The organism is Pseudomonas sp. StFLB209, assembly GCF_000829415.1.
Taxonomy (GTDB): domain Bacteria; phylum Pseudomonadota; class Gammaproteobacteria; order Pseudomonadales; family Pseudomonadaceae; genus Aquipseudomonas.
Genome location: NZ_AP014637.1, coordinates 955190 through 979044 on the forward strand (window position 1 = coordinate 955190; position 23855 = coordinate 979044).

Annotated in this window: 19 protein-coding genes; 2 read left to right on the forward strand and 17 right to left on the reverse strand. The window is 64.3% G+C overall.

The window, feature by feature from the left end; all coding sequences use genetic code 11:
• Window position 1: 1 nt before the first annotated feature.
• The 8 genes from PSCI_RS04455 to PSCI_RS04490 all read right to left on the reverse strand — a co-directional run bounded on the left by PSCI_RS04455 (window position 2) and on the right by PSCI_RS04490 (window position 11291).
• Window positions 2-1651, reverse strand: coding sequence for a dipeptide ABC transporter ATP-binding protein (locus tag PSCI_RS04455; RefSeq protein WP_045483332.1), 1650 nt, complete (start codon window positions 1649-1651; stop codon window positions 2-4).
• On the reverse strand, window positions 1648-2490 hold the full coding sequence (locus PSCI_RS04460; protein ID WP_045493816.1) for an ABC transporter permease: 843 nt from the start codon (window positions 2488-2490) through the stop codon (window positions 1648-1650). Before PSCI_RS04460 ends, PSCI_RS04455 begins: the two co-directional genes overlap by 4 nt.
• 91 nt (window positions 2491-2581) lie before the next feature.
• The gene (locus PSCI_RS04465) at window positions 2582-3637 is read right to left on the reverse strand and encodes an NADP(H)-dependent aldo-keto reductase (protein ID WP_045483334.1); all 1056 of its coding nucleotides are present in this window, start codon (window positions 3635-3637) and stop codon (window positions 2582-2584) included.
• A 10-nt stretch (window positions 3638-3647) separates the two neighbouring features.
• Window positions 3648-5003 (reverse strand): LLM class flavin-dependent oxidoreductase, encoded by a 1356-nt coding sequence (locus PSCI_RS04470; protein WP_045483336.1) that lies wholly within the window; start codon window positions 5001-5003, stop codon window positions 3648-3650.
• A gap of 9 nt (window positions 5004-5012) precedes the next feature.
• On the reverse strand, window positions 5013-6281 hold the full coding sequence (locus PSCI_RS04475; protein WP_045483338.1) for an acyl-CoA dehydrogenase family protein: 1269 nt from the start codon (window positions 6279-6281) through the stop codon (window positions 5013-5015).
• Between the two features lie 23 nt (window positions 6282-6304).
• Window positions 6305-7237 (reverse strand): ABC transporter permease, encoded by a 933-nt coding sequence (locus PSCI_RS04480; protein ID WP_045483341.1) that lies wholly within the window; start codon window positions 7235-7237, stop codon window positions 6305-6307.
• The gene (locus tag PSCI_RS04485) at window positions 7234-8988 is read right to left on the reverse strand and encodes an ABC transporter substrate-binding protein (protein WP_045493819.1); all 1755 of its coding nucleotides are present in this window, start codon (window positions 8986-8988) and stop codon (window positions 7234-7236) included. Before PSCI_RS04485 ends, PSCI_RS04480 begins: the two co-directional genes overlap by 4 nt.
• A 197-nt stretch (window positions 8989-9185) precedes the next feature.
• On the reverse strand, window positions 9186-11291 hold the full coding sequence (locus tag PSCI_RS04490) for a TonB-dependent receptor family protein (RefSeq protein ID WP_045483344.1): 2106 nt from the start codon (window positions 11289-11291) through the stop codon (window positions 9186-9188).
• 710 nt (window positions 11292-12001) lie between these two features.
• Between PSCI_RS04490 and PSCI_RS04495 the strand changes: the two genes are divergently transcribed.
• Both PSCI_RS04495 and PSCI_RS04500 read left to right on the forward strand, forming a co-directional pair.
• Complete coding sequence (locus PSCI_RS04495; protein WP_231906363.1) at window positions 12002-14026, forward strand: TonB-dependent receptor family protein; 2025 nt, start codon at window positions 12002-12004, stop codon at window positions 14024-14026.
• 62 nt (window positions 14027-14088) lie between these two features.
• On the forward strand, window positions 14089-14460 hold the full coding sequence (locus PSCI_RS04500; protein WP_045483350.1) for a hypothetical protein: 372 nt from the start codon (window positions 14089-14091) through the stop codon (window positions 14458-14460).
• Window positions 14461-14475: 15 nt separating this feature from the next.
• On the opposite strand, the gene PSCI_RS04505 is transcribed toward PSCI_RS04500, so the two are convergent.
• Genes PSCI_RS04505 through PSCI_RS04545 form a run of 9 tightly spaced genes read right to left on the reverse strand, consistent with a single transcriptional unit; the run spans window position 14476 to window position 23763 of the window.
• Window positions 14476-15063 carry a peroxidase-related enzyme gene (locus tag PSCI_RS04505; protein ID WP_045483354.1) on the reverse strand — a complete coding sequence of 196 codons (588 nt, stop codon included), beginning with the start codon at window positions 15061-15063 and terminating at the stop codon, window positions 14476-14478.
• Complete coding sequence (locus PSCI_RS04510; RefSeq protein ID WP_045483356.1) at window positions 15060-15572, reverse strand: CMD domain-containing protein; 513 nt, start codon at window positions 15570-15572, stop codon at window positions 15060-15062. The genes PSCI_RS04505 and PSCI_RS04510 overlap by 4 nt, the downstream gene beginning before the upstream one ends.
• On the reverse strand, window positions 15569-16831 hold the full coding sequence (locus PSCI_RS04515) for an acyl-CoA thioesterase/BAAT N-terminal domain-containing protein (protein WP_045483359.1): 1263 nt from the start codon (window positions 16829-16831) through the stop codon (window positions 15569-15571). The genes PSCI_RS04510 and PSCI_RS04515 overlap by 4 nt, the downstream gene beginning before the upstream one ends.
• Window positions 16831-18420 carry an ABC transporter substrate-binding protein gene (locus PSCI_RS04520; RefSeq protein ID WP_045493821.1) on the reverse strand — a complete coding sequence of 530 codons (1590 nt, stop codon included), beginning with the start codon at window positions 18418-18420 and terminating at the stop codon, window positions 16831-16833. The genes PSCI_RS04515 and PSCI_RS04520 overlap by 1 nt, the downstream gene beginning before the upstream one ends.
• A 14-nt stretch (window positions 18421-18434) precedes the next feature.
• Window positions 18435-19442: an ABC transporter ATP-binding protein gene (locus PSCI_RS04525; RefSeq protein ID WP_045483362.1), complete on the reverse strand. Its 1008-nt coding sequence runs from the start codon at window positions 19440-19442 to the stop codon at window positions 18435-18437.
• Window positions 19432-20436, reverse strand: a complete 1005-nt coding sequence (locus tag PSCI_RS04530; protein ID WP_045483365.1) for an ABC transporter ATP-binding protein — start codon at window positions 20434-20436, stop codon at window positions 19432-19434. The genes PSCI_RS04525 and PSCI_RS04530 overlap by 11 nt, the downstream gene beginning before the upstream one ends.
• Window positions 20433-21335 carry an ABC transporter permease gene (locus tag PSCI_RS04535; RefSeq protein ID WP_045483367.1) on the reverse strand — a complete coding sequence of 301 codons (903 nt, stop codon included), beginning with the start codon at window positions 21333-21335 and terminating at the stop codon, window positions 20433-20435. The genes PSCI_RS04530 and PSCI_RS04535 overlap by 4 nt, the downstream gene beginning before the upstream one ends.
• Complete coding sequence (locus PSCI_RS04540) at window positions 21332-22306, reverse strand: ABC transporter permease (protein WP_045483370.1); 975 nt, start codon at window positions 22304-22306, stop codon at window positions 21332-21334. Before PSCI_RS04540 ends, PSCI_RS04535 begins: the two co-directional genes overlap by 4 nt.
• On the reverse strand, window positions 22303-23763 hold the full coding sequence (locus PSCI_RS04545) for a flavin-containing monooxygenase (RefSeq protein WP_045483373.1): 1461 nt from the start codon (window positions 23761-23763) through the stop codon (window positions 22303-22305). Before PSCI_RS04545 ends, PSCI_RS04540 begins: the two co-directional genes overlap by 4 nt.
• Window positions 23764-23855 lie beyond the last annotated feature (92 nt).

The window sequence follows — 23855 nt, forward strand, 5'->3', positions numbered from 1 at the left end:
CTTATACAGCGATACGATTGGCCCACGCCGGCTGCGGCGCAGGAAGCTCGGGCACTGCGTCGAGCAGCGCGCGGGTGTAGGCATGGCGTGGCTGGCGCAGGACCTGGGCAACCGGGCCCTGCTCCACGACGTGGCCACCTTGCAGCACCAGGACCCGGTCGCTGACCTGCTCGATCACCCCCAGGTCATGGGAAATAAACAGACAGGCCAGGCCCAGTTCGGCCTTGAGTTCAGCGAGCAATTGGAGAATCCGCGCCTGCACCGAGACATCCAGTGCTGACACCGGCTCGTCGCAGACCAGTACCCGCGGCTTCATCGCCAATGCCCTGGCAATAGCGATGCGCTGGCGCTGACCACCGGACAATTCCTGCGGCCGCCGGTCCAGGACGCTGACCGGCAGGTGTACCCGCTCCAGCAAGCTGGCAGCCTCGGTGCGTCGCAAGGCACGGGGCACACCGGCCAGCGCCAGGGCTTCACTGAGCACCCGTAGCACGCTGAAGCGCGGGCTGAACGAGGCCTGCGGGTCCTGGAACACCACCTGAATACCTTGCCGGGCCAAGCGCTGTTGCTCAGGCGACAGGCTTGACCAGTCACGACCATCGAGCAGCACCTGGCCGCTGTCAGCCTGTTCCAGGCCGAGCAGGATGCGCCCCAGGGTGCTTTTGCCAGAGCCGGATTCGCCGACCACGCCAAGGGTTTGCCCGCCATACAATTGCAACGAGACGCCGTGCAGCACCGGACGCGGCGCGCCATTAGGGCCGGGGAAACTTTTACGCAGCGCGCAGGCTTCAAGCAGCGGCGTACCGCTCGCAGGCACAGGGTCTTCGACCAACCCCAGAAGCGGCGCGGCCGGGCGCTGGAAATGCACCGCACGGGCGGCCTTGAGCAAGCTTTGCGTGTAAGGGTGGACGGGGTCTTGAAGAATCTGTTCGGCGCAGCCCTGCTCGACCACTACCCCGGCGCGCATCACCGCCACCTGATCGGCCAGCCGCGCCACCACGGCCAAGTCGTGGCTGACCACCAGCAAGCTGTTGTCGCTGCCGCGCAGTTGTTCAAGCAAGCGCAGAATCTGCGCCTGCACCGTCGCGTCCAGCGCGGTGGTCGGCTCGTCGGCAATCAACAAGCGCGGCTGGCAGGCAATGGCCGAGGCGATCAAGGCACGCTGGCGCAGGCCACCGGAAAGCTGCCAGGGGTACTGGCGGGCCCGCACCTCAGGCTCCGGCACGCCCACCTGTTGCAACAGCTCCAGCACCCGCCGCTGTTGCTCGGCATGACTGAGCCGGGTGTGCAGGCGCAGCGGCTCTTGCACCTCAGCCCCGACCCGGCGCAACGGGTCCAGCGAACCCAGCGCGTCCTGCATCACAAAACCGATGGCCGCGCCGCGCAGGCGTTGCCAGTCGCGCTCATCGAAATCGCGCAAATCAATGCCGGCAAACGCCAGGCGCTCGGCGCTGATCCGCGCGCCTGGTCCGCTCAGCCCGACCAAAGTACGGGCGGTGACACTCTTGCCCGAACCGGACTCCCCCACCAACGCCAGGCATTGCCCGGCGTGTAATTGCAGGCTGACACCGCGCACCACCGGTACGCCGCCGAAACTGACCCGCAGGTTGTGGATATCTATTAACGGTGCGTGCTTGTGGATAACGCTCATAAGCCTTTGCCCTCACTGCGCCGCAGCCAGTCACGGCCAATGACGCTGATGGAAATGACACTCAGGGTGATCGCCAGCGCAGGCCAGGCCACCAGCCAGGGTGCGTTGGCCAGAAAGTTGCGACCGATGGCCAGCATGCCGCCCCATTCGGCGGCCGGTGGCGGTGCGCCAAAGCCGAGAAAGCTCAATGCCGCACCCGCCGTGATTGCGCCGCCCAAGCCGATGGTGGCCATGATCAGCACCGGCGCGATGGCGTTGGGCAGCACATGGGTGCAGACCACCGCCAGCGGGCGCCGGCCCAAGGTGACGGCCGCCTCGACGAAACTGGCGTTGCGGATGCTCAAGGTCTGCGCCCGTACCAGCCGGGCATAACGCGGCACCGCAGCGATGCCCACGGCCAGAATCAGGTTGCTGGTGCCTTGACCAAACAGCGTGATGATCACCAGTGCCAGCAGCAGGTCCGGGAACGCCAACAGCACGTCCACCCCGCGCATCAACAGGTTGTCCAGCCAGGCCGGTGCCAGGCCGGCGAGCAATCCCAGCAAGGTGCCGGCGCCCAGCCCGACCAGGGTCGCCGCCAGTCCAATGAACAGCGACGGTCTGGCGCCATGGATAATCCGGCTGAGCACGTCGCGGCCATTTTCATCACTGCCCAGCCAGAACAGCGCATCCGGCGCCTGATACGCCCGCCGCGCATCAGCGGCCAACGGGTCAAACGGTGCCAGCCAATCTGGCACCAGCACCGCCAGCATCAACACAGCAAGCACCGCCCAGGCCAGCCACAGCCCCGGCCGGCTGACAGGCCAGCGCCAGGCCGGACGGGATTGGCCGGCGCGCATCAAGGTCAATACCGCATCAGGAGCATTGCTGGTCATACGGGCCTCTTCGCGAGCAGCGCTCGCGCCCACAAGTGGTGTGTTTACAAGCCGATCAGGGCGCCGGGTTAGGGATGCGCTGGTGCAGGGCCTGGATCTCTCCGAGCACGGCATCGTCCAGGGTCAGCTCCAGCGCACCGAGGTTGTCTTGCAATTGCTCAAGGGTGGTCTGCCCGGTGATGGCGCTGGCGACAAAAGGCTGGGCAATGACGAACGCCAGCGCCAGTTGAGCCGGGGTAACACCATGGCGCTGGGCGATCTCGACATAGCCACTGATGGCCTCGTTGGCCGACGGGCTGTCGTAGCGGTTGAAGGTGCGATACACCGACGACAGCCGCGCGCCTTCAGGGCGGGCGCCATTGAGGTATTTGCCGGTCAGGGCACCGAAAGCCAGCGGCGAATACGCCAGCAGGCTGATGCCATCACGGTGGCTGAACTCCGACAGGCCGTTCTCGTACAGGCGGTTGAGCAGGCTGTAGGGGTTCTGGATGCTGGCGATGCGGGCCAGGCCGCGATCCTCGCTCTGGCGCAGAAAACGCGCCACGCCCCAGGGTGTTTCGTTGGACACACCAATGTGGCGGATCTTGCCGGCTTTGACCTGCTCATCGAGCACTTGCAGGCTTTCTTCAATCGCGGCGGTGTGCGGATGGTCAGCCACGTAGGGGTATTCGCGAATGCCAAAAAAGTTGGTGGTGCGGTCCGGCCAGTGCAGTTGGTACAGGTCCAGGTAATCGGTTTGCAGGCGCTTGAGGCTGGCATCCAGCGCGGCGACGATATTGTGCCGGTCGTGATGCGACAGGCCATCGCGAATATGGCTCTGAGCATTGGAGTCGCGGGCAGGGCCGGCGATCTTGCTGGCCAGGATCACCTGCTCACGCTTGCCGCTGGCGGCCAGCCAGTTGCCGATGTAGCGCTCGGTGGTGGTCCAGGTCTCGGCACGGGTTGGGGTCGGATACATCTCGGCCGTATCGATCAGATTGATCCCATGAGCCAGGGCGGCGTCCAGTTGGCGGTGGGCATCTTCTTCGCTGTTCTGGTGCCCCCAGGTCATGGTGCCCAGACTGAGGACGCTGACTTGCAGGTCGGTATGACCCAAACGACGGTATTGCATGCTTAGCTCCTTAATAACCGGACGCGGCTTGTGCGCGGGCGGTGGTGAACTGGTTTTCGGCCACCGGCAGGCCAAGGTGGTCACGCAGGGTGCGGCCCTGATACTCACGGCGGAACACGCCGCGCTGCTGAAGCAAAGGCACGACCTGTTCGACAAAAATCTCAACGCCGGAGGGGAACATGTCCGGCATGATGTTGAAGCCATCCCCGGCGCCCGCCAGAAACCATTGCTCCAGGGTGTCGGCGACCTGTTCGGGAGTGCCGACCAGCAGCCGGTGGCCGACCAGAATGCGCCGCGACAATTGGCGGATGCTCAGGTTCTCGCGGCGCGCCAGATTGAGCTGGGCCTCAAGAAATCCTTGTGAGCCACGTTCAAACTCCGCCACCGCGCCAATCCGTGCCCACGGCAACGGGGCGTCAGGGTCCAGCTCTTCGGCGGCGATACCGATGCGGCCGGCCACCTGTTGCAGCAACCCGTGTTCGCCGTGCCAGGCATTGAGCCGGTCGAAGCGCGCATGGGCCTCGGCCTCGGTGCTGCCGATCACGGTCGACAGGCCCGGCATGATCTTCAGGTGCTCAGGGTTACGCCCCCACGCCCTGGCCCGGCCTTTCATCTCACGGTAAAAGGCCTGGCCATCGGGCAGCGTGGTCTGGGTAGTGAAAATCGCATCGGCGTAGCGCGAGCCCAGCGCCTTGCCGCCTTCAGAGGAGCCAGCCTGGACCAGCACCGGTCGGCCCTGGGGCGAGCGCGGCAGGTTGAGCGGACCTTTGACCGAAAAATGCCGGCCCTTGAAGTCCAGGGTATGCACCTTGGCCGGGTCGGCGAAGCGGCCGCTCTGGCGGTCACCGATCAGTGCGTCGTCTTCCCAGCTGTCCCAGAGCTTGAGGGTTACATCGAGAAACTCCTCGGCACGACCATACCGGTCGACATGCAACGGTGCGCCGGCCAGGCCGAAGTTCTGCGCGGCTGCATCGGCGGCATTGGTGACCACGTTCCAGGCCGCCCGGCCAGCGCTGATGTAGTCCAGTGAGGCAATGCGCCGGGCCAGGTTGAACGGCTCGTTGTAAGTGGACGAGGCCGTGGCAATCACTCCGATGCGTTCGGTGGCTGCCGCCACGGCGGTGAGCAGAATGGTCGGTTCCAGGCGTGCACCGGGCTGGGTCGCGACATCACCGCCCAGCGCCGGGCCGTCGGCCAGAAAGATGGCGTCCAGGCAACCGCGCTCGGAAATCCGCGCAATATTGCGGTAGTAATCGACGTCCAGATACGCGTCTACCGGCGCATCGCCTTCACGCCAGGCAGCGGCATGGGCGCCGAAACCGAGGATATTCATGCCCAGGCTCATCTGGGTTTGTGGCTTGTTCATAGATTCTCCTTACACCGCGCTGGCTTCATCGCCGCTGCCTTGTCCTTCGCAGGCCTGCGCATGCAAGGCGCGCCAGGCCGCGTTGGGGGTGATGCCGTTGAGGTAGTAGTTGCCCAGCGCCTGTTCGCGGTAGATGGCCGGGTTGTGCGAAGCCAGGGTCCGGGCGTTGCGCCAGTGCCGATCAAAACGCCGCTCGGTGCTGGTGGCCGAGGCGCCGCCGACTTCAAACAGCAAGGTGGTGGCCTCCAGCACCTGGGGCAAAACGATCTGCTGGGCCTGGAAGGTGTGGATTTCCACGTCGGTGTAATGCGCCTCGCTGGCCTGCCCGGCTTGCTCGGCCTCGTACACCGCTTGCAGGCTGTGGCCCACCGCGCGCACTTGAGCATCGGCGGCAAATGCCAGGCTCGACAGGCGGCCGATGACCCGCTGCACCAGCGGGTCATTGGCTGGCGTGGAAGTGCCAGGAATACCAAAGCCGCGAGTCCGGCCCTGAACGAAGCTCACCGCGTCGTTGAGCACCGCCCGGGCGATACCGGCCAGGGTCGCCAGATGCACGGCCTGGTAGAAGGCACTGAGGTAAGACTCGGCGCGCAGCTCGCCTTTTTTGAAGCGCCGCAGAATGTGCTCGGCGGGCACCTTCACCGCCTCGAAACGGGTGGTACCGCTGCCGGTCAGGCGCTGGCCGAAACCGTCCCAGTCATCCACCACCTCGACGCCGGGTGCGGTCACCGGCACCGCCAGGCTGACAAAGTCGTCGCCGTCATTGGCCACCGCCGCCACCCAGTCGGCGTACAGGGTGCCGGTGCAGTAATACTTCTGGCCGTTGAGCAGGCCACCGCAGGCGTCCACCGAGGTCAACTGCACGGTGTTGCCCGTACTGTCGGTGCGCTCGGCCATGGCCGCGCCCCACAGATCACCCTTGGCCACTTTGGCAAACCAGTAGTCCTGCGAAGCGCTGTCGCGCGACGACAAGCGCCCTTCGACGAAACCGAAATGGGCACGCAGAATTTGCGGCAGGTTCGAGTCGGCGGCGCCCAATTGGCTCAGCAAGCGCAGCAGTTGCGGCAGGCTGATGCCCAGGCCGCCCTGCTCGCGCGGCACGCGCAGGGCGCCAAAGCCGGCCTCGCGCAACCACTGCACCGGCTCATGGGCCAGCAAGCGCTGTTGTTCGCGCTCGACGGCACCGGCCGCAATACGCGCGAACACCTCGGCAAACCGCGCATCGAGCTCGGCATCCGGTTCGGCCTCGTAGCCCGGTGATTGAAGATTCTGGCTCATGACAGCTCCTTGCAATGAATGATTCAGGCCCTGCTGCTGCGCGGGTCGATGAACTGGTTCAACACGTCCACCAGCAGGTTCACCAGTACGTAAATGGCCGCCGCCAGCAGGGTCACGCCCAGCACCAGCGGCACGTCCTTGTTGGAGGTGGCATTGAGCATCAGGCGGCCGATGCCCTGGCGCCCGAACAGCAGTTCCACCACCACCGCGCCGCCCAACAGGCTGGCAAACACATAACCGGACAGGGTCACCAGCGGCACCAAGGCATGACGCAGGGCGTGGCGCAGGCGCACCGCCGTGTCGCTCATGCCGCGGGCGCGGGCCTGGCTGATAAAGGGCTGCTCCAGCACGTCTTCCAGCGAATGGCGCAGCACTTGGGCCAGCACCGCCATCACCGGCAGGGCCAGCGCGACGGTCGGCAATACCAGCGACTGCCAGCCTTGCGAGCCGGACGGCGGCAACAGGCGCAGCTCGAAGGCAAACACCCACAGCAGCACCAGCCCTGAGACCAGCGACGGGGTCGACGACAGCACCAGCTCGGTGCCGGAAGCCAGCGCACGCAGACGCCGGCCGCGCCCGGCGGTCAGCAGCGCCGAGGCCAGCGCCAGCAGCACCGCCAGTAACCCGGCGCAGGCCGCCAGTTGCAGGGTGGCGCCCAACTGTTCGCTGATCGCCTGGCTGACCGGAATCTGCAGACGGTACGATTCGCCCAGATCACCCTGGGCCAGGCGTCCCAGGTAGTGGCCGTACTGCACCCATACCGGTTGGTCCAGCCCATATTCAGCACGCACCTGGGCCAGCAGTTCGGGCGTCGGCAAAGACTGCGTATCGCCAAGAATGGCCAGTGCGGTATCGCCGCCACTGAAGGTCACCGCCAGAAAGGTCAGGCTGGCCGCAGCCCACAGAACCAACAGCCCGTCACGCAGACGGCGCAGGGTGAACGGCAGCAGCTTCATGGCGACTCCGGTTCCAGCCATAAGCTGGTAAACAGTGGAACGTTATGCGAGCCGTCGAACAGCACGCCTTTGACTGACTTGCGATAAGCCACCAGCATCTGGCTTTCCACCGATGGCACCGCCGGTACGGTTTCACCCAGGCGTTGCTGGGCCTGCCGGTAGAGTTCGCGGCGTTGGGCCGGGGCGGTGCTGCGCCGGGCCTCGCTCAGCAGCCGGTCGAGCAACGGGTCGCTGAAATGGCCAACGTTCTGGCCAATCAGCCGGGCGCTGGGAATGGCCTGGCTGTGATAGAGGATGAACAACCCGTCGGGGGTATTGGTGTGCCAGTAACCGCCACCAATGGCATCGAACTGCCCGGCGTAACGGCGCTCGGAGACGCGGGTCACCGGCAGCAGTTCGATTTGCAGGTCGAAGCCGACCTTCTTCAGATCGGCCTGCACCGCCACCGAGACATTGGCCGGAAACGCCGGGTTGTCATAGGTGAGCATCGTCGCGCCAAGGCGCTGGCCGGCGCGGGTGCGGTAGCCTTGGGCATCGCGCCCGGTCCAGCCGGCTTCATCCAGCAGCCGGTTGGCCAGGGCCACATCGTAGTCCAGCGCATGCTGGGCAACCGGGTCGTAGTCACGGGTGTTGACCGCCAGCAAATCGCCCTTGGCCAGGAACTCGCCGAAGCCGCTGATCCACGCCAGACCGTCACGGTCGATGGCCCGCGCCACCGCCTGGCGTACACGCACATCGTCAAACGGGACGCGCTGCACATTGAAGGTCATGCTGCGGCTCGGGTTGCCCTTGCGAATGCGGCTGCGCAGCACCAGTTGCGGATTACTGCGAATCGCAGCCGCGTTCTGCGGCGGCGCATCCAACGCCAGGTCACTGCGCGCCGACTCCAGGGAGGTGTAGCGAATCATCGCTTCGGGCACATAACTCAGTTCAATGCGCTCCAGGTAGGCTTCGCCCTGATGCGCGATGGCCGGCGGCGCCCACTGGTAACCGGCACGCCGCACGAAGCTGGCACCCTGGTCGCGCACATAGCTGTCGAGCACAAACGGCCCGCTGCCGATGGGCCCGCTGGCGATGCTGCGCGGTGCTTCACGGATCTGCCGCGGCGAGATCATGCCCAGCCAGGCTTGCGACAGCACATCCAGAAACGGCGCATAGGGTTCGCGCAGGGTGGCCTCAAAGGTGTAGTCATCCACCACCCGGCCACTGAGGTAGGGCGCGATGTAAGCGGCCGCCAGCGGCGACCTGGTCGCCGGGTCGCGCATGTGTTCAAGGTTAAGCCGCACCGTTTCAGCGTTGAAGCGCTCGCCATCGCTGAAGGTCACGTCGTCACGCAGGTGGAAGGTGTAGGTCTTGCCGTCGGGGCTGATGTCCCAGCTTTTCGCCAGCCAGGGCGTGAGCGTGCCGTCGCCGGTTTGATAGACCAGGCAGTCGAACAGGATGCGTCCCATCCACTGCATATTGCCGTGCGACAGCCCGTGAATGTCGAAGCTGCCGGCATCGGTGGCCGCCGAGACTCGCAAGGTGCCGCCGCGCCGGCCTGGTTGCTGCTCGACAAAATCACTCGCCGGGTAACGCAGCACGCCGTCTTCACCCAGCCGTGTTTCGTCGGCCAGCGCCGAGCTGGCGGAAGCATTGCCTGATGAAGAGCCTGGCGGCGTGGCCGGCGAGCAACCGGGCAGCGCCAGCATCAGCAGCGGCAGGCACAGCGGGGCCAGGCAATGCCGGGCTTGCCGTAACAACATGCTCATCAGCGCAGGCGCCGGGGTATTGGTCTGTTCATGCCCTTGGTATTGCAGTGCTTGTGCCAGTCTCGGCCAATACCGCTTCAGGCCAGGATTCGCCGGGCCTGGAGCGGTTTTGCGGATCAGCACAGACCTGCGTGTAACCCGCTCTGGAAACGACAAAGTGTCGGGGCACTGTTGCCAGGCCAACAGCGGCTGCGGCTTCAAAAGCGAAACGCCACACCGGTGGTCACCGAAAAGGCGTCACCGGGATAGAAGTTTGCCGAGTCACGGCCATTGGCGTTGTAAGCCGTGTTGGCGGCCGTGGCATAGCGCTCGTCGGTGATGTTGCGCAGGTCGGCAAACACCTCCCACTTTTTGCTCGGCGCCTGGTAACCGACCTTGGCACCCCAGAGTACATAGGACGGTGCCTGCCAACTGTTGGCGTAGTCGATGTAGTAACTCGACGCTGCCCGCAGGTTGAGCGAGGCATAAAAACCACTCTGTTGCCGATACGCCAATTCAGCCTGATACACCTGGCGCGGCAGGCTCGGCAGTTCGTTGTCGCCAAAGGTGCTGTCGTTGCGATAGTGGAAATCGTTGAGGGTGTAAGCCTGACGCAGGTCCAGCGTGTCGCCATTGGCGCCGCTCCACAACAGGGTGTTAAGCCCGGCCTCGATGCCTTGGTGAATGGTCGAGCTGGCGTTGGAGGTGCCGGTCAGCTGGTCTTGAGTCGCAGTGGCCTGGCGGGTCACCACGGTCAGCAGTTCATCCTGCACCCAGGAGCGGTACAAGGTCAGGCTGCCGTCGAAGATGCCGTGGCTGCCACGAATCCCCACCTCGAAGGTATTGGCTTTTTGTGGCCGCACATCCGACAGCCACGGGTTGCCGGTACTGCCCAATTGCCAGGTTACCGGCGGGTCGATACTGCGGCTGACATTACTGAACAGCTGAAGGTCAGGGTTCAACTGGTAGCGCACGCCGATGCGTGGCGCCAGGTAGTTCTCGCTGTACTCAACCGAGCTGGGGAAGGCTGAGGTGTTGACGCCTGTGGTGTACTCGATCTCGGCCTTGCGCTTGATGTTGATCGCCGACAGGCCGGTAGACAGCCAGAGCCTGTCGGCCAGTTGCAGCTCGTTACCGAAGGTCAGCACGGTGTCGCGCGAGCCGGTGTAGTTGGTTTCCTGCTGTTTGATGCCGGTGGCAGCGCTGTGGGATTTCACGTCGGCCAGGTAGGCCCGGGTGTTGCTGAAAATGATGCTGCTGTCGCTGGGCAGGCCGAAGAAACTGTCGCCGGTACGCAGATAGCGCAGGGTCAGGTTGATGTCTTTGGAGCGCCAGTCCTGGGGCGCTACCGCGTAGCGCCAGCCGTTGAGCAGCGGGTAGTTGTTGTAGGCCGCACCGACTTCGAGCCTGGCACCGTCATCGAAGGTCCAGGTGGTCTTGTTGCCGATAAAAGTGGTGCCGTCCTTGCGCCGCCCGGTGGGCAGCAGATTGCTGCGCGGGTCGTGCTTGAGCTGCTGGCGGGTCAGGGTGTTGCCGTTGACCAGTTCTTCTTCACGGTATTTGACGAAGAAGCGGGTTTGCAGCTTGGGGCTGAACACATGGCCAAAGTTGGCGGCCAGACTCTGGCCTTCATTGGCCGCATGATCCTGATAGCCGTCGCGCTCGTTGTGGGTCAGGTTGATGTAGTAGTCGCTGTCGCCCACCACCCCTCCGGTGCTCAACTGCTGTTTACGGTAGCCGTAGCTGCCGATTTCAAAACGCGCGTAGTGACCGGGGTCGGTACGCCCGGTCTTGCTGACGAAATTGATCGCCCCGCCGAGCGACAGCGCCGCGTACTCGGCAGCGTTGGCGCCGTACAGCACTTCGGTGTGGTCAACGGCCTGCAGATCGAGAAAGTCCTCTTGAGTGCCGCCGGGGCCGGTGATCGGCAAGCCGTCGAAGAGGAATTTGGTGCCCAGCACATAGCCTTGATAGAAGGTGTTCAGGCCCGAGCCGCGAATCGAAATCTTGTTGGCTCCGGTGCCGCTGGTGGCCTGGGCGAAGACCCCAGGCTGCAGGGCCAGCACGTCTTCGGCATTGGAGGCCCTGCCCTGCTCGACCTGGCGGTTATCGACCACGGCGGTATTGCCGGCCACCTTCTGCAAGCGCTTGCGCTCTTTGTGCACGTCACTGACCGCAGCCCCGGTCACCGTGACCCTCTCCAGCGTGGTTTGCGAATCGCCCGCCGCCTGCGCAAAAGGCACCAGCAACGCCGTCAGGATCGGCAGGCTGGCAGCACTGGCCAACACCGGCAAGTAACGCCCATAGTTGTGTTGCTTAAGCATATTAACGACGCCCCAAGTTAGAATTTCGCTGGCCCGGAAGCCGGGCACGATTAAAGGTTCTTAAAAGAGGCATTGCACTTGTCGTGCCAGCACCCAACAAGGTGTTATTCAGCACCCACAGACTTTTCTTAAGTAACAAGCCCGTACAATCTGTTTATTCACTGTTGGCAGGCAAACAATAAACCGCGCACAACAGTCAAATCCCGAAGGCAATAGCCGGGCTGTGCAAACCTCAACAAACACAAAGCCAAGCCGCTAATAACCATCGGTTACCGGCTTATTACCCGCACTGACCGCCACCACACAGTCATTCCACAAAGTTTCCTGTTTTCGCTCAGCTCATTATTAAGCAGCACTGTAAAACCCGCTATTTGCCGTTCTTTTAATACTGGCATAGAACCTGCTCTGCACTCTTTCCAGTGGCCTGACTATGCGCATAGAACGCCGAAGACAATGACCCATGGACGTCAGGAAACATCGCAATGTATTTAACAAAGAAAGATCACTTACAGGGAGCCTCTAAAAACGTCGGCGAGGAAGCCAGCGCAAGGCAAAAACAGGCGAGGAAGCGGAGTTTACAGGTTGTAAATGAGCATTCTGAGCCTGTTTTTAACGCAGCGATGGCGACGCAGGTAGTTTTTAGAGGTTCCCTACAGGCAGCTATTGGCCGGGCCACTTTATTGATAGGCGCGCTGGGTTGCAGCATCGCCATGGCCGACGACAGTCCGCGTCGGCTCGAAACGGTCACCGTACAGGGCGAGCGGCAGAGCGCTGCTGAACAGGCCAGGAGCCAGTTGGCCGAGGTGCCGGGCGGCACCAGTGTGGTGGACAGTGAAGAGTTGGGCAAAGGCCGTACCGCCAACCTGCAAGACACCCTGGGTTACCAGCCCGGCGTGTTCGTGCAATCAACCGGCGGTAACGATGCGGCGAAGATTTCGATTCGCGGCTCTGGCGCCAACACCTCGCCGGGTTACTTTCGCGAAGGCATCAAATTTCTGTTCGACGGTTTGTCGCTGACCGGGCCTGGCGGCACCCCCTATGAGTTTCTGAACGCCTCCGGGGTCGACTACACCGAGATTCTGCGCGGCGCCAATGCCTTCCAGTACGGCGCGTTGACCCTGGGCGGGGCGGTAAATTTCGTCAACCACACAGGCTACAGTGCGCCTGGCCTGCGCTTGCGTGCCGAGGCCGGCAGCTATGGCTACCAGAAGCAGGCGGTCAGCATCGGCGGCGTCGAGGGGGCGCTGGATTACTACCTCAACGTCGACAATTATCGCAATGAGGGCTATCGCGACTACAGCCTGTCGAAAAGCTCAGGCGTGGTGGCCAACGCCGGTTATCGCTTCAGCCCGCAACTGGAAACCCGCGTACTGCTGCGCTACCGCGACGAATTCCACAACGACCCCAGCGCCACCACCCTTACAGCGATCAAAGACAACGCCCGCCGCGCCAGTGCCACCGCCCGCTCCAGCGGTGCCGGGGCCAGGCGCCCCGGGAGTATCTGGCTGGGCAGCAAGACCACCTACACCTTCGATGACGATTCACGGCTGTCGCTGGGCCTGGCCTACCACGACTACCGGCACACCAATAACCCCAACAGCCCGAGCAACCCGAGCTATTGGGACTGGCACGACCTGAACCTGGCACTGGGTTATGAGCGCTTCGACCAGGTGTTCGGCCGTGAGAGCCGCAGCAGTATTGCCTTCACCTCGACCCAGCATTTGCGCGGCGGGGTCAACTCGGCAACCGCTGGCAAATCCACGCTCAAGCGGGTGAATTACGAGGACTCGTTCGACCGGGTGTTTTCCCTGGGCAATGACCTGAGCCTGACCGACCGGTTGTGGCTGACCAGTGGCGTGTCGTTCATCAATGTCCGGCGCAAGACCGACATCGAGCAGGCGGTCAATGCCAACACCACCAGCTTTCCCACTTACGAGGATTACAACAATTGGAGCATCGCCCCGCGCATCGGCTTGCGTTACGAGTTCACCCCGCAGTTGCAGGCGTTCGTCAACTTCAGCCGCTCCATCGACCCGCCGGCGTCCTGGGAATACTCAGGTTCCGGCCCGACCACGCCTTACATCAGGCCGCTGGTCGAGCAGAAAGCCAACACCCTGGAGTTCGGCATCAAGGGCACAGCGGGGATCTTCGACGGCAGCCTGGCCCTGTACCGCTCGTGGATTCATGACGAACTGCTCAATGTGCAACTGATCGCCGCCACCGCCAGCTCGGCGGCGGTCACCGGCGCTTTCAACGCCTCGCCGACCATCCACCAGGGGGTGGAAGCCGGGTTGACCACCCGCCTTTGGGAAAATCCGCAAGGCGACCGGTTGAACTGGCGTCAGGTGTACACCTGGAACGACTTCTACTACCGCAACGATGACACCTTCGGCAGCAACCAGTTGCCGGGCCTGCCAGAACACGTCTATCAGTCAGAGTTGCAGTACCAGCATCACAGCGGCTTCTACACCGGCGTCAATGTGCAGTCGGCGGCGCGTACCGCAGTGGACTACGCCAATACCTTTTATGCGCCCTCTTACACAATCTGGGGTGCCAACGTTGGTTTCGCCGCCCCCAAGGGCGACTGGAAAGTCTCGCTGGACCTGAAGAACCTCGCCAACAAGGCCCACGTAACCGCAGTGACCCCGCAATACAACGTGGCAGGCAACGACACCGCAGCGCTGTGGCCCGGAGACGGCATCGGCGCTTATGTGGCGGTGGAACTGCGGTATTGAAAAAAGCCCTGGGCTGGGCTATTCAGGCAGTTCAATGCGTCCTGAGCCTGGAGTGATGGCCAATGAAGTGGCTGCGTTTGCTGTGTGTTGTAGCGCTGGGCGCGGGCCTGTCCGGTTGCCTGAATGGCGCCGCTATCGAGCTGCCATGGCAGCCGCTGGAGCCATACCGGGCGGGCTATCGCGACGGCTGCGCAGACAAGCTCAAGCAAGACTATGACCGCAACCGGAAAGTACCCGCCACCGACGAGGCTGAGTACCTGCGCGGGTTGTCTGACGGTTTTGCGCTGTGTGATGCAGAGCGGGCGCGCCGCATCCCCAGCGGCAGCTATGCGCCGCCGCCCGCTTTCCCGGACGACGATAAGGACGCAGCGCTCAAGACCAAGGACTGCCGGGAAAAGCGCCGGTTGTGCTACCCCGAAGTGCGCAACAACTGACGCCGACCGTGCGGCTTACTCCTGGCCAAATACCGGATCGCCCAGGTTGAGCATCAACCGGTTGGCCCAGGCAAAGATCGCCACCGCCTGGATCAAGTCCAGAATCTCGCCATCCTCAAGCCCGGCTTCACGCAGCGGCAGGAGGTGCTCCGGGCCGGTGGCGCCGGGGTCGAGGGTCAGGTCGATGGAGAAACGGATGATCGCTTGCTCGCGCTCATTGCCGCCTGCGGTTTGCGGGTCGGCGAAGATTTCGGCGATCACTTCATTGCGTTTGGCCAGTTGTTCGAAACGCTGGGCATGCACCGAGGCGCAGTACACGCAGTGGTTGACCCGTGACACGACGGTGCTGGCCAGTTCGCGTTCGGCACGCGGCAGGCCGCCGGGGGCGTACATGATGGCGTTGAACACCAGCGAACGCTGGCGCAGCACTTCGGGCTGGTGGATCAGGGTCAGGTAATACTCACTGGTCAGCGCCTTGGGATGGCTTTCCTTGAGCACTTCCAGTTGCTCGGGGTTGGCCTGCTCCGGGGTGACGATCGGCAACCAGGATTTCCAGCCCAGGGTTTCATTGGTGAAGCCGTTGTGACGAATGATCTGGCTCATTGCGCAGCTCCCAACGCTTGCAGGGCGGCAAGACCGGCGGTCAGGCGTACCTGGTAAGAGATAAAGGCGATCAGTTGCGCCAGGGTCACGACGTCGAGCGGGCTGAGGCCGGCTTCACGCAATGCCTCCAGGGCTGCGCGGTCGCCTTCTTTCGGCGCGACAATCAGGGTGCGGGTGTAGCCCAGAACCTGGCGCAGTGGCGCGTCATTGATAGCGCTCAGGTCGTCTTGCTCGACGGCATTGATTACAGCCGTGGCGCTGTTGAGCTCGACCAAGCGTTCACGGTAGTAGGCAACCAGCGCGGTCTGGCGGCTCAATGCGCTGCCATAGAGCGCCACCAGCAGGCGGGTTTCGACACTCAGGCTGCCGGCCAGCTCGGCGGCGAACAGGGCGTCGTGGCTGGCCTGAGTGGCCAGGGTGACTTTGCTGCGCGCCTGGCGAATCTCGCGCAGCGGGCTGTGTTCGCTCAGCACCAGGCTGTCGATCAGATCTGTAGCAGTGGCACTCATGGGTGTTTCTCCAGACTTGCCTGGCGCGCGGCCACGGCGTCTTGCAGGAATTGACGCACGCCCTGCCACGATTGCTCGTTGGCCTCGGCGTTGGCGGCGGGATTGCCGTCATTGCTCCAGGTGGACGGAATGTACGGCAGCAGGATGCTGTGCCCGGCCTGCGGGAAATCCAGATGCTGCACCGGCCAGCCGTGGTGGTGCTGCTCCAGGCGTTCACTGACCATGCGCGAGAACAAATCCGACGGCCAGGCCGCGTCATCACCGGCCGAAAGCAGGATCACCGGACCTTTGATGTTCTCCACCTTGATACGCGCCCGCTCGACCGCCTCAGGGTCATCCAGGGCGGTGCGCATCGATACGGCGTTTCGCTGGCCGGCATCGCGGGCCTGCCAGTTGGCGGTGCGGTTGTCATTCCACAGGTGCACCAGCGGTTTGCCCTGATACAACCAGGCCGGGCCATCACGGCCCACGGCAGGGTCGGCGGCGGCCTGACCGCCATGCACCAGCGCGCTGGGCACGTAGCCGATCACCGCCGAGACCTTGTCCGGGAACAGGCTGCCGAGCAGCAGCACCAGTTCACCACCGCGCGACTGGCCGCTCAAGGCGACGAAGTCATGGGCCGGTTTGACCTCACTGCGCAGCCAGTCCAGGCCACGCTCGAAGTATTCCAGCGGGGTGTTGGAGATGTAGCCCGACAGCCCCGGCGCCTTGAAGTAACCCAGGGCCAACGCGGCGTAGCCACGCGAGGCATACAGCGCCGCGCGGGGTTCGTTGATGCCGCCGCCTGAGCCGTTGAGCACGATCACCGCCGGGTGCGGCCCGGCTCCGGCCGGCAGGAACAGGGTGCCGACCAGCCCCTCTTCACGCACCTCGCGCCGGGTCACCCCGGCAGCCGCCAGATACTGGGTCAGGGTCGCAGATGCCTCGCTGCCCTCAATGCTGATGCGGGTCTGCAAGGGTTGCAGCAAGTCGTCCGGGAACACCGCGCCAGTGGCCGGCTGACTTTCGGGTTGCTGGCTCCAGAGCAGGCCCAGCGGGCTGATGCCCTGATAATCGCCAGCCACCGGCGCATCACGTTGCAGGTCTACCGTGCCTTGGGCATCGGCGACAAAGCTGGCCTGGCTGACCCAGTCCACGCCCTTGCCACGTCGGGTGCGGGCGGTCAGGGTGACAGTCTGCCCCGCTGCCAGACCTGCGACACGGATGTGCCGCAGCTCGTCGAGCAGGCCAGTAGCCGGAGTGACAGTCAGTTGGCCCATCACTTTCCCCCGCTTGGTTTCTCTTCAGTCACCATCAGTGCGGTGGTGCGGTCGCTGACCCAAGGCACCACCTTCAGGCCGTCACGGGCCGCCCAGATGTTCTGGTAGTGGAACAGCGGCAGGATGCCGACGTCGTCGCTGACGCGCTTGACCGAGTCACGCAGGATCGCGGCGCGTTTGGCTTCGTCGAACTCGACAGTGGCCTTGTCCAGGTCCGCATCGACCTGCGGGTTGCTGTAGCGGCCCCAGTTGGACATGCCCAGGCCTTTGCTTGCATCGGCAGTGGCGAGAATGTTGGTCAGGCCGTAGCTGGCTTCGCCGGTGCCGTTGCCCCAGGCAATCACGCTGACGGCGAACTCGTTCTTGTTGGCGCGGCTGGAGTACACCGACCATGGCACCACCTGCAGATCAACCTTGACGCCGATCCGCGCCCAGAACTGCGCCACCGCCTGCATCGATTCCGGCGCCAGCGGGTAACGGTCGCCCGGCACGTGCACGGTCAGTTGAAAGCCTTCCGGGTAACCGGCCTCACTCAAAAGCTCCTTGGCTTTTTTGGCATCGAAGGGGATGTCCTTGACCTCGGGGTTATAGCCGAAGGTATTGGCCGGCATCCACTGGTTGGCCTCGGTGACGGTGTTTTGCAGGATGCGCTCGACGATGGCCTTGCGGTTGATCGCCAGCGACAGCGCCTGACGCACTTTCACGTCACGCAGCGGGTTGTGTGCCAGCGGCTTGCCGCTGTTGTCACGGATGAACTCGTTAGGGCCTTCACGAAAGCTCGGCTGGACGATCAGCGCACGCAGGCCAGGGTAGGCAAATACCTTTACGCCGCTGGTCTTGTTGAGCTTTTGCACGTCGCTGGGCGAAACCTTGTCGATCACGTCCACATCGCCGGCCAGCAGTGCGGCGGTACGCCCGGCCGGGTTGGGAATGTAGCGGTAATCGACCTTGGCCCAGGCCGGTTTCGGCCCCCAATAATTGTCGTTACGCTCGAACAGTGCGCGGTCGCCCTGGCTGTAGGACACCAGCTTGTACTGGCCGGTGCCGATGGCGGCCTTGCCGCTGCCGTAGTCTTCACTGTTGGCGGTGGCGCCGACGTGGCGGCTGACCAGGTAGGTGGCGTCGACGTTAGCCACCAGAATCGGGTTCGGGACGTTGGTCTTGATCTCGACGGTATGGGCATCCAGAGCCTTGACCGAGGCCACCGTGCGCAGGCCCGCCGCGTAGGACGCCACGCTGCCCGGCACATTGCGCGCCCGCTCGATGGAGAACACCACGTCGTCAGCGGTGAACGGCTTGCCGTCCTGCCACTTGACGTCGTCACGCAGGTGGAACACCCAGGTCAGGTTGTCTTTGGCTTCCCAGCTTTTCGCCAGGCCCGGATGATTGCCGTCGTCGCGGCGTTCGAGCAGCGACTCGTAGGTGTGCAGGGCGATGGAGCGGTCGCCGGCATGGTTGTTCAGTTGCGGGTCCAGCGACGACACCGGGTCGGCGTAGGCGATGCGCAGGGTCTTGTCGGCGTCGGCGGCCAGCGCGTGGTTGGCGCTTAGCAGGGCCAGGGTCAGCGCGCTTGTCAGTAAGGGTTTCAAATGGCGTTCCTCGTTCATACGGGGTGATTGAGATGGCAAGCGCTGAAGTGCCCCGGCGCCACCTGTTGCAACGGTGGCGCCTGCTCGCGGCAGCGGGCGCTGGCATACGGACAACGGGGGTGAAAATGACAGCCCGAAGGGGGGGCCAGCGGGCTGGGCATCTCACCTTCAATGGGCGCGTACTGGCTGCGGCGCAGTTCAAAGCGCGGAATCTGCGCCAGCAAGGCCTGGGTGTAGGGGTGGTTGGGCCGGGCGAACAGGTCGTCCACCGACGCCTGTTCCACTACACGACCGAGGTACATGACCACCACCCGGTCGCACAGGTGCTCGACCACGCCAAGATCGTGACTGATGAACAGGTAGGTCAGGCCCAGTTGCTCGCGCAGGTCCATGAACAGATTGAGAATCTGCGCCTGGATCGAGACGTCCAGCGCCGCCACCGACTCATCACAGACCAGCACATCAGGCTGCACTGCCAGGGCGCGGGCAATGCCGATGCGCTGGCGCTGACCGCCGCTGAACTGGTGCGGGTAGCGCAGCCGCAGAGCCGGGTCGAGGCCGGCGCGCTGCAACTGGGTGCTGACGTAATCATCAAAGCCGGCGCGGTCAGTCAGGCCTTGCAGGCGCGCGCCTTCACCGACAATGCGGTCGATGCGCAGGCGCGGGTTAAGGCTTGAGTACGGGTCCTGAAAAATCATCTGCACCTTGAGCCGCGCCGCCTGACGTTGCGCACTCGGCAGCTCGTCCAGCACCTGGCCATCCAGGCGCACCTGGCCACGGGTCGCAGAGTTGAGACCGGCGGCGATCCGGCCGAGGGTGGACTTGCCACAGCCGGACTCACCGACCAGGCCGACCACCTCGCCACGGCGGATGCTCAGGTCAACGCTGTCCACCGCACGGGTCAGCGCCGCTGGCCGGACCAGCCCCAGGCGCTGTAAGGCACGCCCGGCGATACCGGGCTGGCCGGAGGAAAACTCCTTGCTGACCTGACGCAGTTCGATCAATGGAATATCACTGGGCATGCGCTTCTCCTGCTCCGGCGCCGGGATGAAAACAACGCACACTGCGTCCCTCAAGCAACTGCAATGGCGGCTCGACAACGCAGGCGTCGCTGGCCCGCGGGCAGCGTGGGGCGAAGGCACAGCCGTTGGGCAGGTTGCCCAGCGACGGCGCCATGCCGGGGATCTGCCGCAGCCGTTCGCCGCGCTTGTTACGGCTCGGCAGGCTGTCGATCAAACCTTGCGTATAGGGGTGCTGCGGGTTATCCAGCAGCGCGTCCACCGGACCTTGTTCGACGATGCGCCCGGCATACATCACCGCCAGTTCATCGGCGAGCCCGGCGACCACCGACAGGTCGTGGGTAATCCATAGCAGCGAGGTGCCTTGCTCACGCACCAGTTTCTGCACCTCGGCGAGGATCTGCGCCTGAATGGTCACGTCCAGTGCGGTGGTCGGCTCGTCGGCGATAATCAGGTCCGGGCGGTGCAGCAAGGCAATGGCGATCGCCACCCGCTGGCGCATGCCGCCAGACAACTGATGCGGGTAGGCGCGCAGACGTTCATCCGGGCTGGCAATGCCCATGCTCGCCAGGGTGTTGCTGGCCAGGGTCCGGGCCTCAGCCTGGCTAACCCGCCGATGCGCGCGCACCGCCTCGATCATCTGGGTGTCGACCCGCAACACCGGATTGAGGGTCATCATCGGGTCCTGGAAAATCATCGCCAGCCGGTCGCCCTGCAACTCGCGCAGCTCACGGGGCTTGAGCCGGCGCAGGTCGCGGCCCTGGAACAGGATCTCGCCGGCGGTGATCCGTCCGGGTTTATCCAGCAGACCCAAAATGGAAAAGCCGGTCACCGATTTGCCCGAACCAGACTCACCGACCAGCCCCAGAATGCGCCCCGGTGCCAGTGTCAGCGACAGGTCGCGCACCGCCGGCAGCAGGCCGTCGCGGGTCTGAAAGGCGGCGCTCAGGCCACGCACTTCCAGGGTAGCCGGCCGTACTTCAAGAACGGCCGTCATGCTTGCAGCCTCGGGTTGAGCACATCGCGCAGGCGGTCGCCCACCAGATTGATGGCGACAATGGTCAGCAGCAGGGCCAGCCCCGGAAACACACTGATCCAGTATTCATCGCCGAGCATGTACTGAAAGCCGTTGGCGATCAGCAGGCCCAGCGAGGGTTCGGTGATCGGCACGCCCAGGCCGAGGAACGACAGGGTCGCTTCCAGGGTGATAGCGCGGGCGATCTGCAATGCGCCGATGACGATCAGCGGCGGCAGGCAGTTGGGCAGGATATGACCGAGCAGAATGCGCCAGCGGGTAATACCCTGGCCGCGTGCGGCCTCAACGTATTCACGACGGCTCTCGACCAGCGCCTGGCCGCGGGCGGTGCGCGCGTAGTAGGCCCATTCCAGCACCACCAGGGTCAGCATCACGTTGCCAACGCCCTTGCCCAGCCAGGCGAGGATCATCAGCGCCATGAGGATGCCGGGGAACGACAGCAGCATGTCGACCAGACGCATCAGCAGCGCATCGACCCAGCCACCGGCGTATGCCGCAGCCAGGCCGATCACGGTGCCGACCACCGCTGCAATCAACGCCGAGCCCAGCCCCACGACCAGGCTGATGCGCAGGCCATAGGCGATCGCCGAGTACAGGTCGCGGCCCTGGCCGTCGGTGCCCAGCCAGTAAGTGAAACCGCCACTCATGCTCTCGCTGCCCGGTGCCAGCCGTGCGTCTAGCACATCCAGTTGCAGCAGGTCATAGGGATTTTGCGGGGTGACCCACGGCGCCCGCACCGCCAACAGGACGATGCCCAGCAACAGCACTAGCCCCAGCAAGGCCGAAGGCGAGCGCAAGAAATCGCCCAGAGCGCGCTGCCAGGGCGAAACGACAGACACGGCAGACACAGCACCACTCATCGCGCAGCCTCCAGACGAACCCGCGGGTCAAGCACGCGGTACAAGATATCGACGATCAGGTTGAGGGTGACGAAGATCACCACCACGACCATCAGGTAGGCGACCACCACCGGGCGGTCCAGGCTGTTGATGCTGTCGAGGATCAGCTTGCCGGAACCGGGCCAGGCAAAGATGTTCTCGGTGACCACCGCGTAGGCGATGGTCGAGCCCAGCTCCAGGCCCAGCACGGTGACCAGCGGAATCAGGGTGTTGCGCAGCACGTGCATCAGCACCACGCGCAGCGGCGACAGGCCCTTGGCACGGGCAAACCGGACGAAGTCCTGAGGCAGAATCTCGCGCACCCCGGCGCGGGTCAGGCGCAGGATCAGCGAGACCTTGAACAGCGCCAGGTTCAGCGCTGGCAGCAGCAGGTGCTGCCAGCCGTCGAGGGTGAACCACGACCACTGGATACCGAACAGCTCACGGGTTTCGCCCCGGCCACTGGCCGGCAGCCAGCCCAGATGCACCGAGAAAAACAGCACCAGCATCAGCGCCACCCAGAACGACGGCAGCGAGAAACCGATGATGCTGGTGGCCATCATCAGCTTTGACAACGGGTGGTCAGGATACAGCCCGGCAAACAGCCCCAGCGGCACGCCGACCAGAATCGCCAGCAGCAGCGCCGTGACCGCCAGTTCAACGGTGGCCGGCAGGCGGTTGAGGACCAGTTGCAAGGCATCTTCGTGATGCACATAGCTCTTGCCCAGATGCCCGTCCAGCGCCCCGCCGATGAAGTGCAGGTACTGTTGCCACAGCGGCTGATCCAGACCCAGTCGGGCAATTGCCGCCGCCCGTTCAGCCTGATTGAGGTCTTCGCCGATCAGGATATCCAGCGGGTTACCGATGGCATTGAGGCCGACGAACACGATCAGCGACATCAGCACCAGCACGATGAACGCCTGGCCGATACGGCGCAGCAGCCAGCCGGTCACGTGCGCAGCTCCCCGGCCCGCAACCGGCCGGCCTGCCACTCATCACCGAGCAGCTCTGGGTCGGCATAGTCCTGCATCGCCCGGAAGTGATACTCGATGTCTTCATTGAACAACTGGCCGGCCAGGCCTTGGGCGATGCGCTTGGCGCCGTCGCTGATCGCCGGGATATCTCCCGACACGCCGCCGTAGGTCAGCGCAGCGGGATAGTTGAAGCAGTGGATGCGCTCCAGCCCCGGACAGGCACCTGGCTCACGCGGCAGAAATTCAAACAGCGGGCCCAGGTCGGGCAGTTGCGCGGCTTCGCTGTCGAGTTGGTCGGCCGGCAACGGAAAACGCTCGGACCAGCGCCGGATGTACGGCGCGAACGGGGCGAATTCCGGGCGTTTGTCCAGGTCGGTGCGAAAGCCGGTGGCGAAGACAATGAAGTCATAAACCAGATTGGCTTGTGAGGTGCGCACCTGCAACTGGCCCTGGCTGTCGAGTTCGACCGCTTCCAAGGCGTTGTCCAGCAGCAAGCGGGCATTGGCGTGGCGCGCCACCCGCAAGGTACTGCCGCGTGGCGGCGGGGTCTGCTGGGCATTGAGGTATTCGCGGATCTGCCATTTCCAGGCATCGGGCAGGCGCCAGTAACCGTGGGTCATGCCGGGGCTGCCGGCCCCCTTGCCCTTGTTGATGCGCGGCAGTTCACGGCGGCGCACCAGCATGTCGACCGAGACCGCACCAGCTTCCAGCGCCGTACCGGCAGCGTCCATCGCCGAAGCGCCGCCGCCGATGACGGCCACGCGCTTGCCGGTAAACCAGGCGTCCTGCAGGCCATCGGCCGAATGCGCCCAGTACTGGCGCGGCAAGGCCAGCGCCAGATCCGGCACCCAAGGGCCGCCCATGCCGTCGCGGCCGGTGGCGAGTACCACGTGCCGGGCGAGCACTTCCTGAAGGCCGTCAGGCGCATCGATCAGCAAGCGCACGAAGCCTTCGGCGGTCGGTTGCACACTGGCGATGCGGTGCTGGTTGCGTACATCCAGGTTCAGTACCTGGCGATACCAGCGCAGGTACTCGGCCCATTGCAGGCGCGGAATCTTGTCCAGCGCCTGCCATTGCGCAAGACCGAAACGGGCTTGATACCAGGCCCGGAACGTCAGGGCCGGCAAGCCCAGCGCGGGACCTGCCAGTTGTTTGGGCGAGCGCAGGGTCTGCATCCGTGCCGTGGTCGCCCACGGCCCTTCAAAACCCGGCTCGGACTGATCGAACAGCACGCTGCGCACGCCCAGGTGATGCAACTCGGCAGCGGCGGCCATCCCGGCCATGCCGGCGCCGACGATGGCGACATCGAGCAGTTCGGTGTCGCCATGCTGCTGAGTCTTGACCCAGGGTTGTGCGGGCAGGCCGAGCCATTCCAGGTCTTCGCGCAAGCGTGCTTCGAGGGCAGGCAGGCCGATGGGGGTATGGGTGTCAGGCATGGGTGTGCGGTCTCGGTAAAGGAAGTCGTGTGGTCTTACTCGGCCTGTAGGAGCGGCTTCAGCCGCGAAGGCAAATACCGTGATTCGCGGCT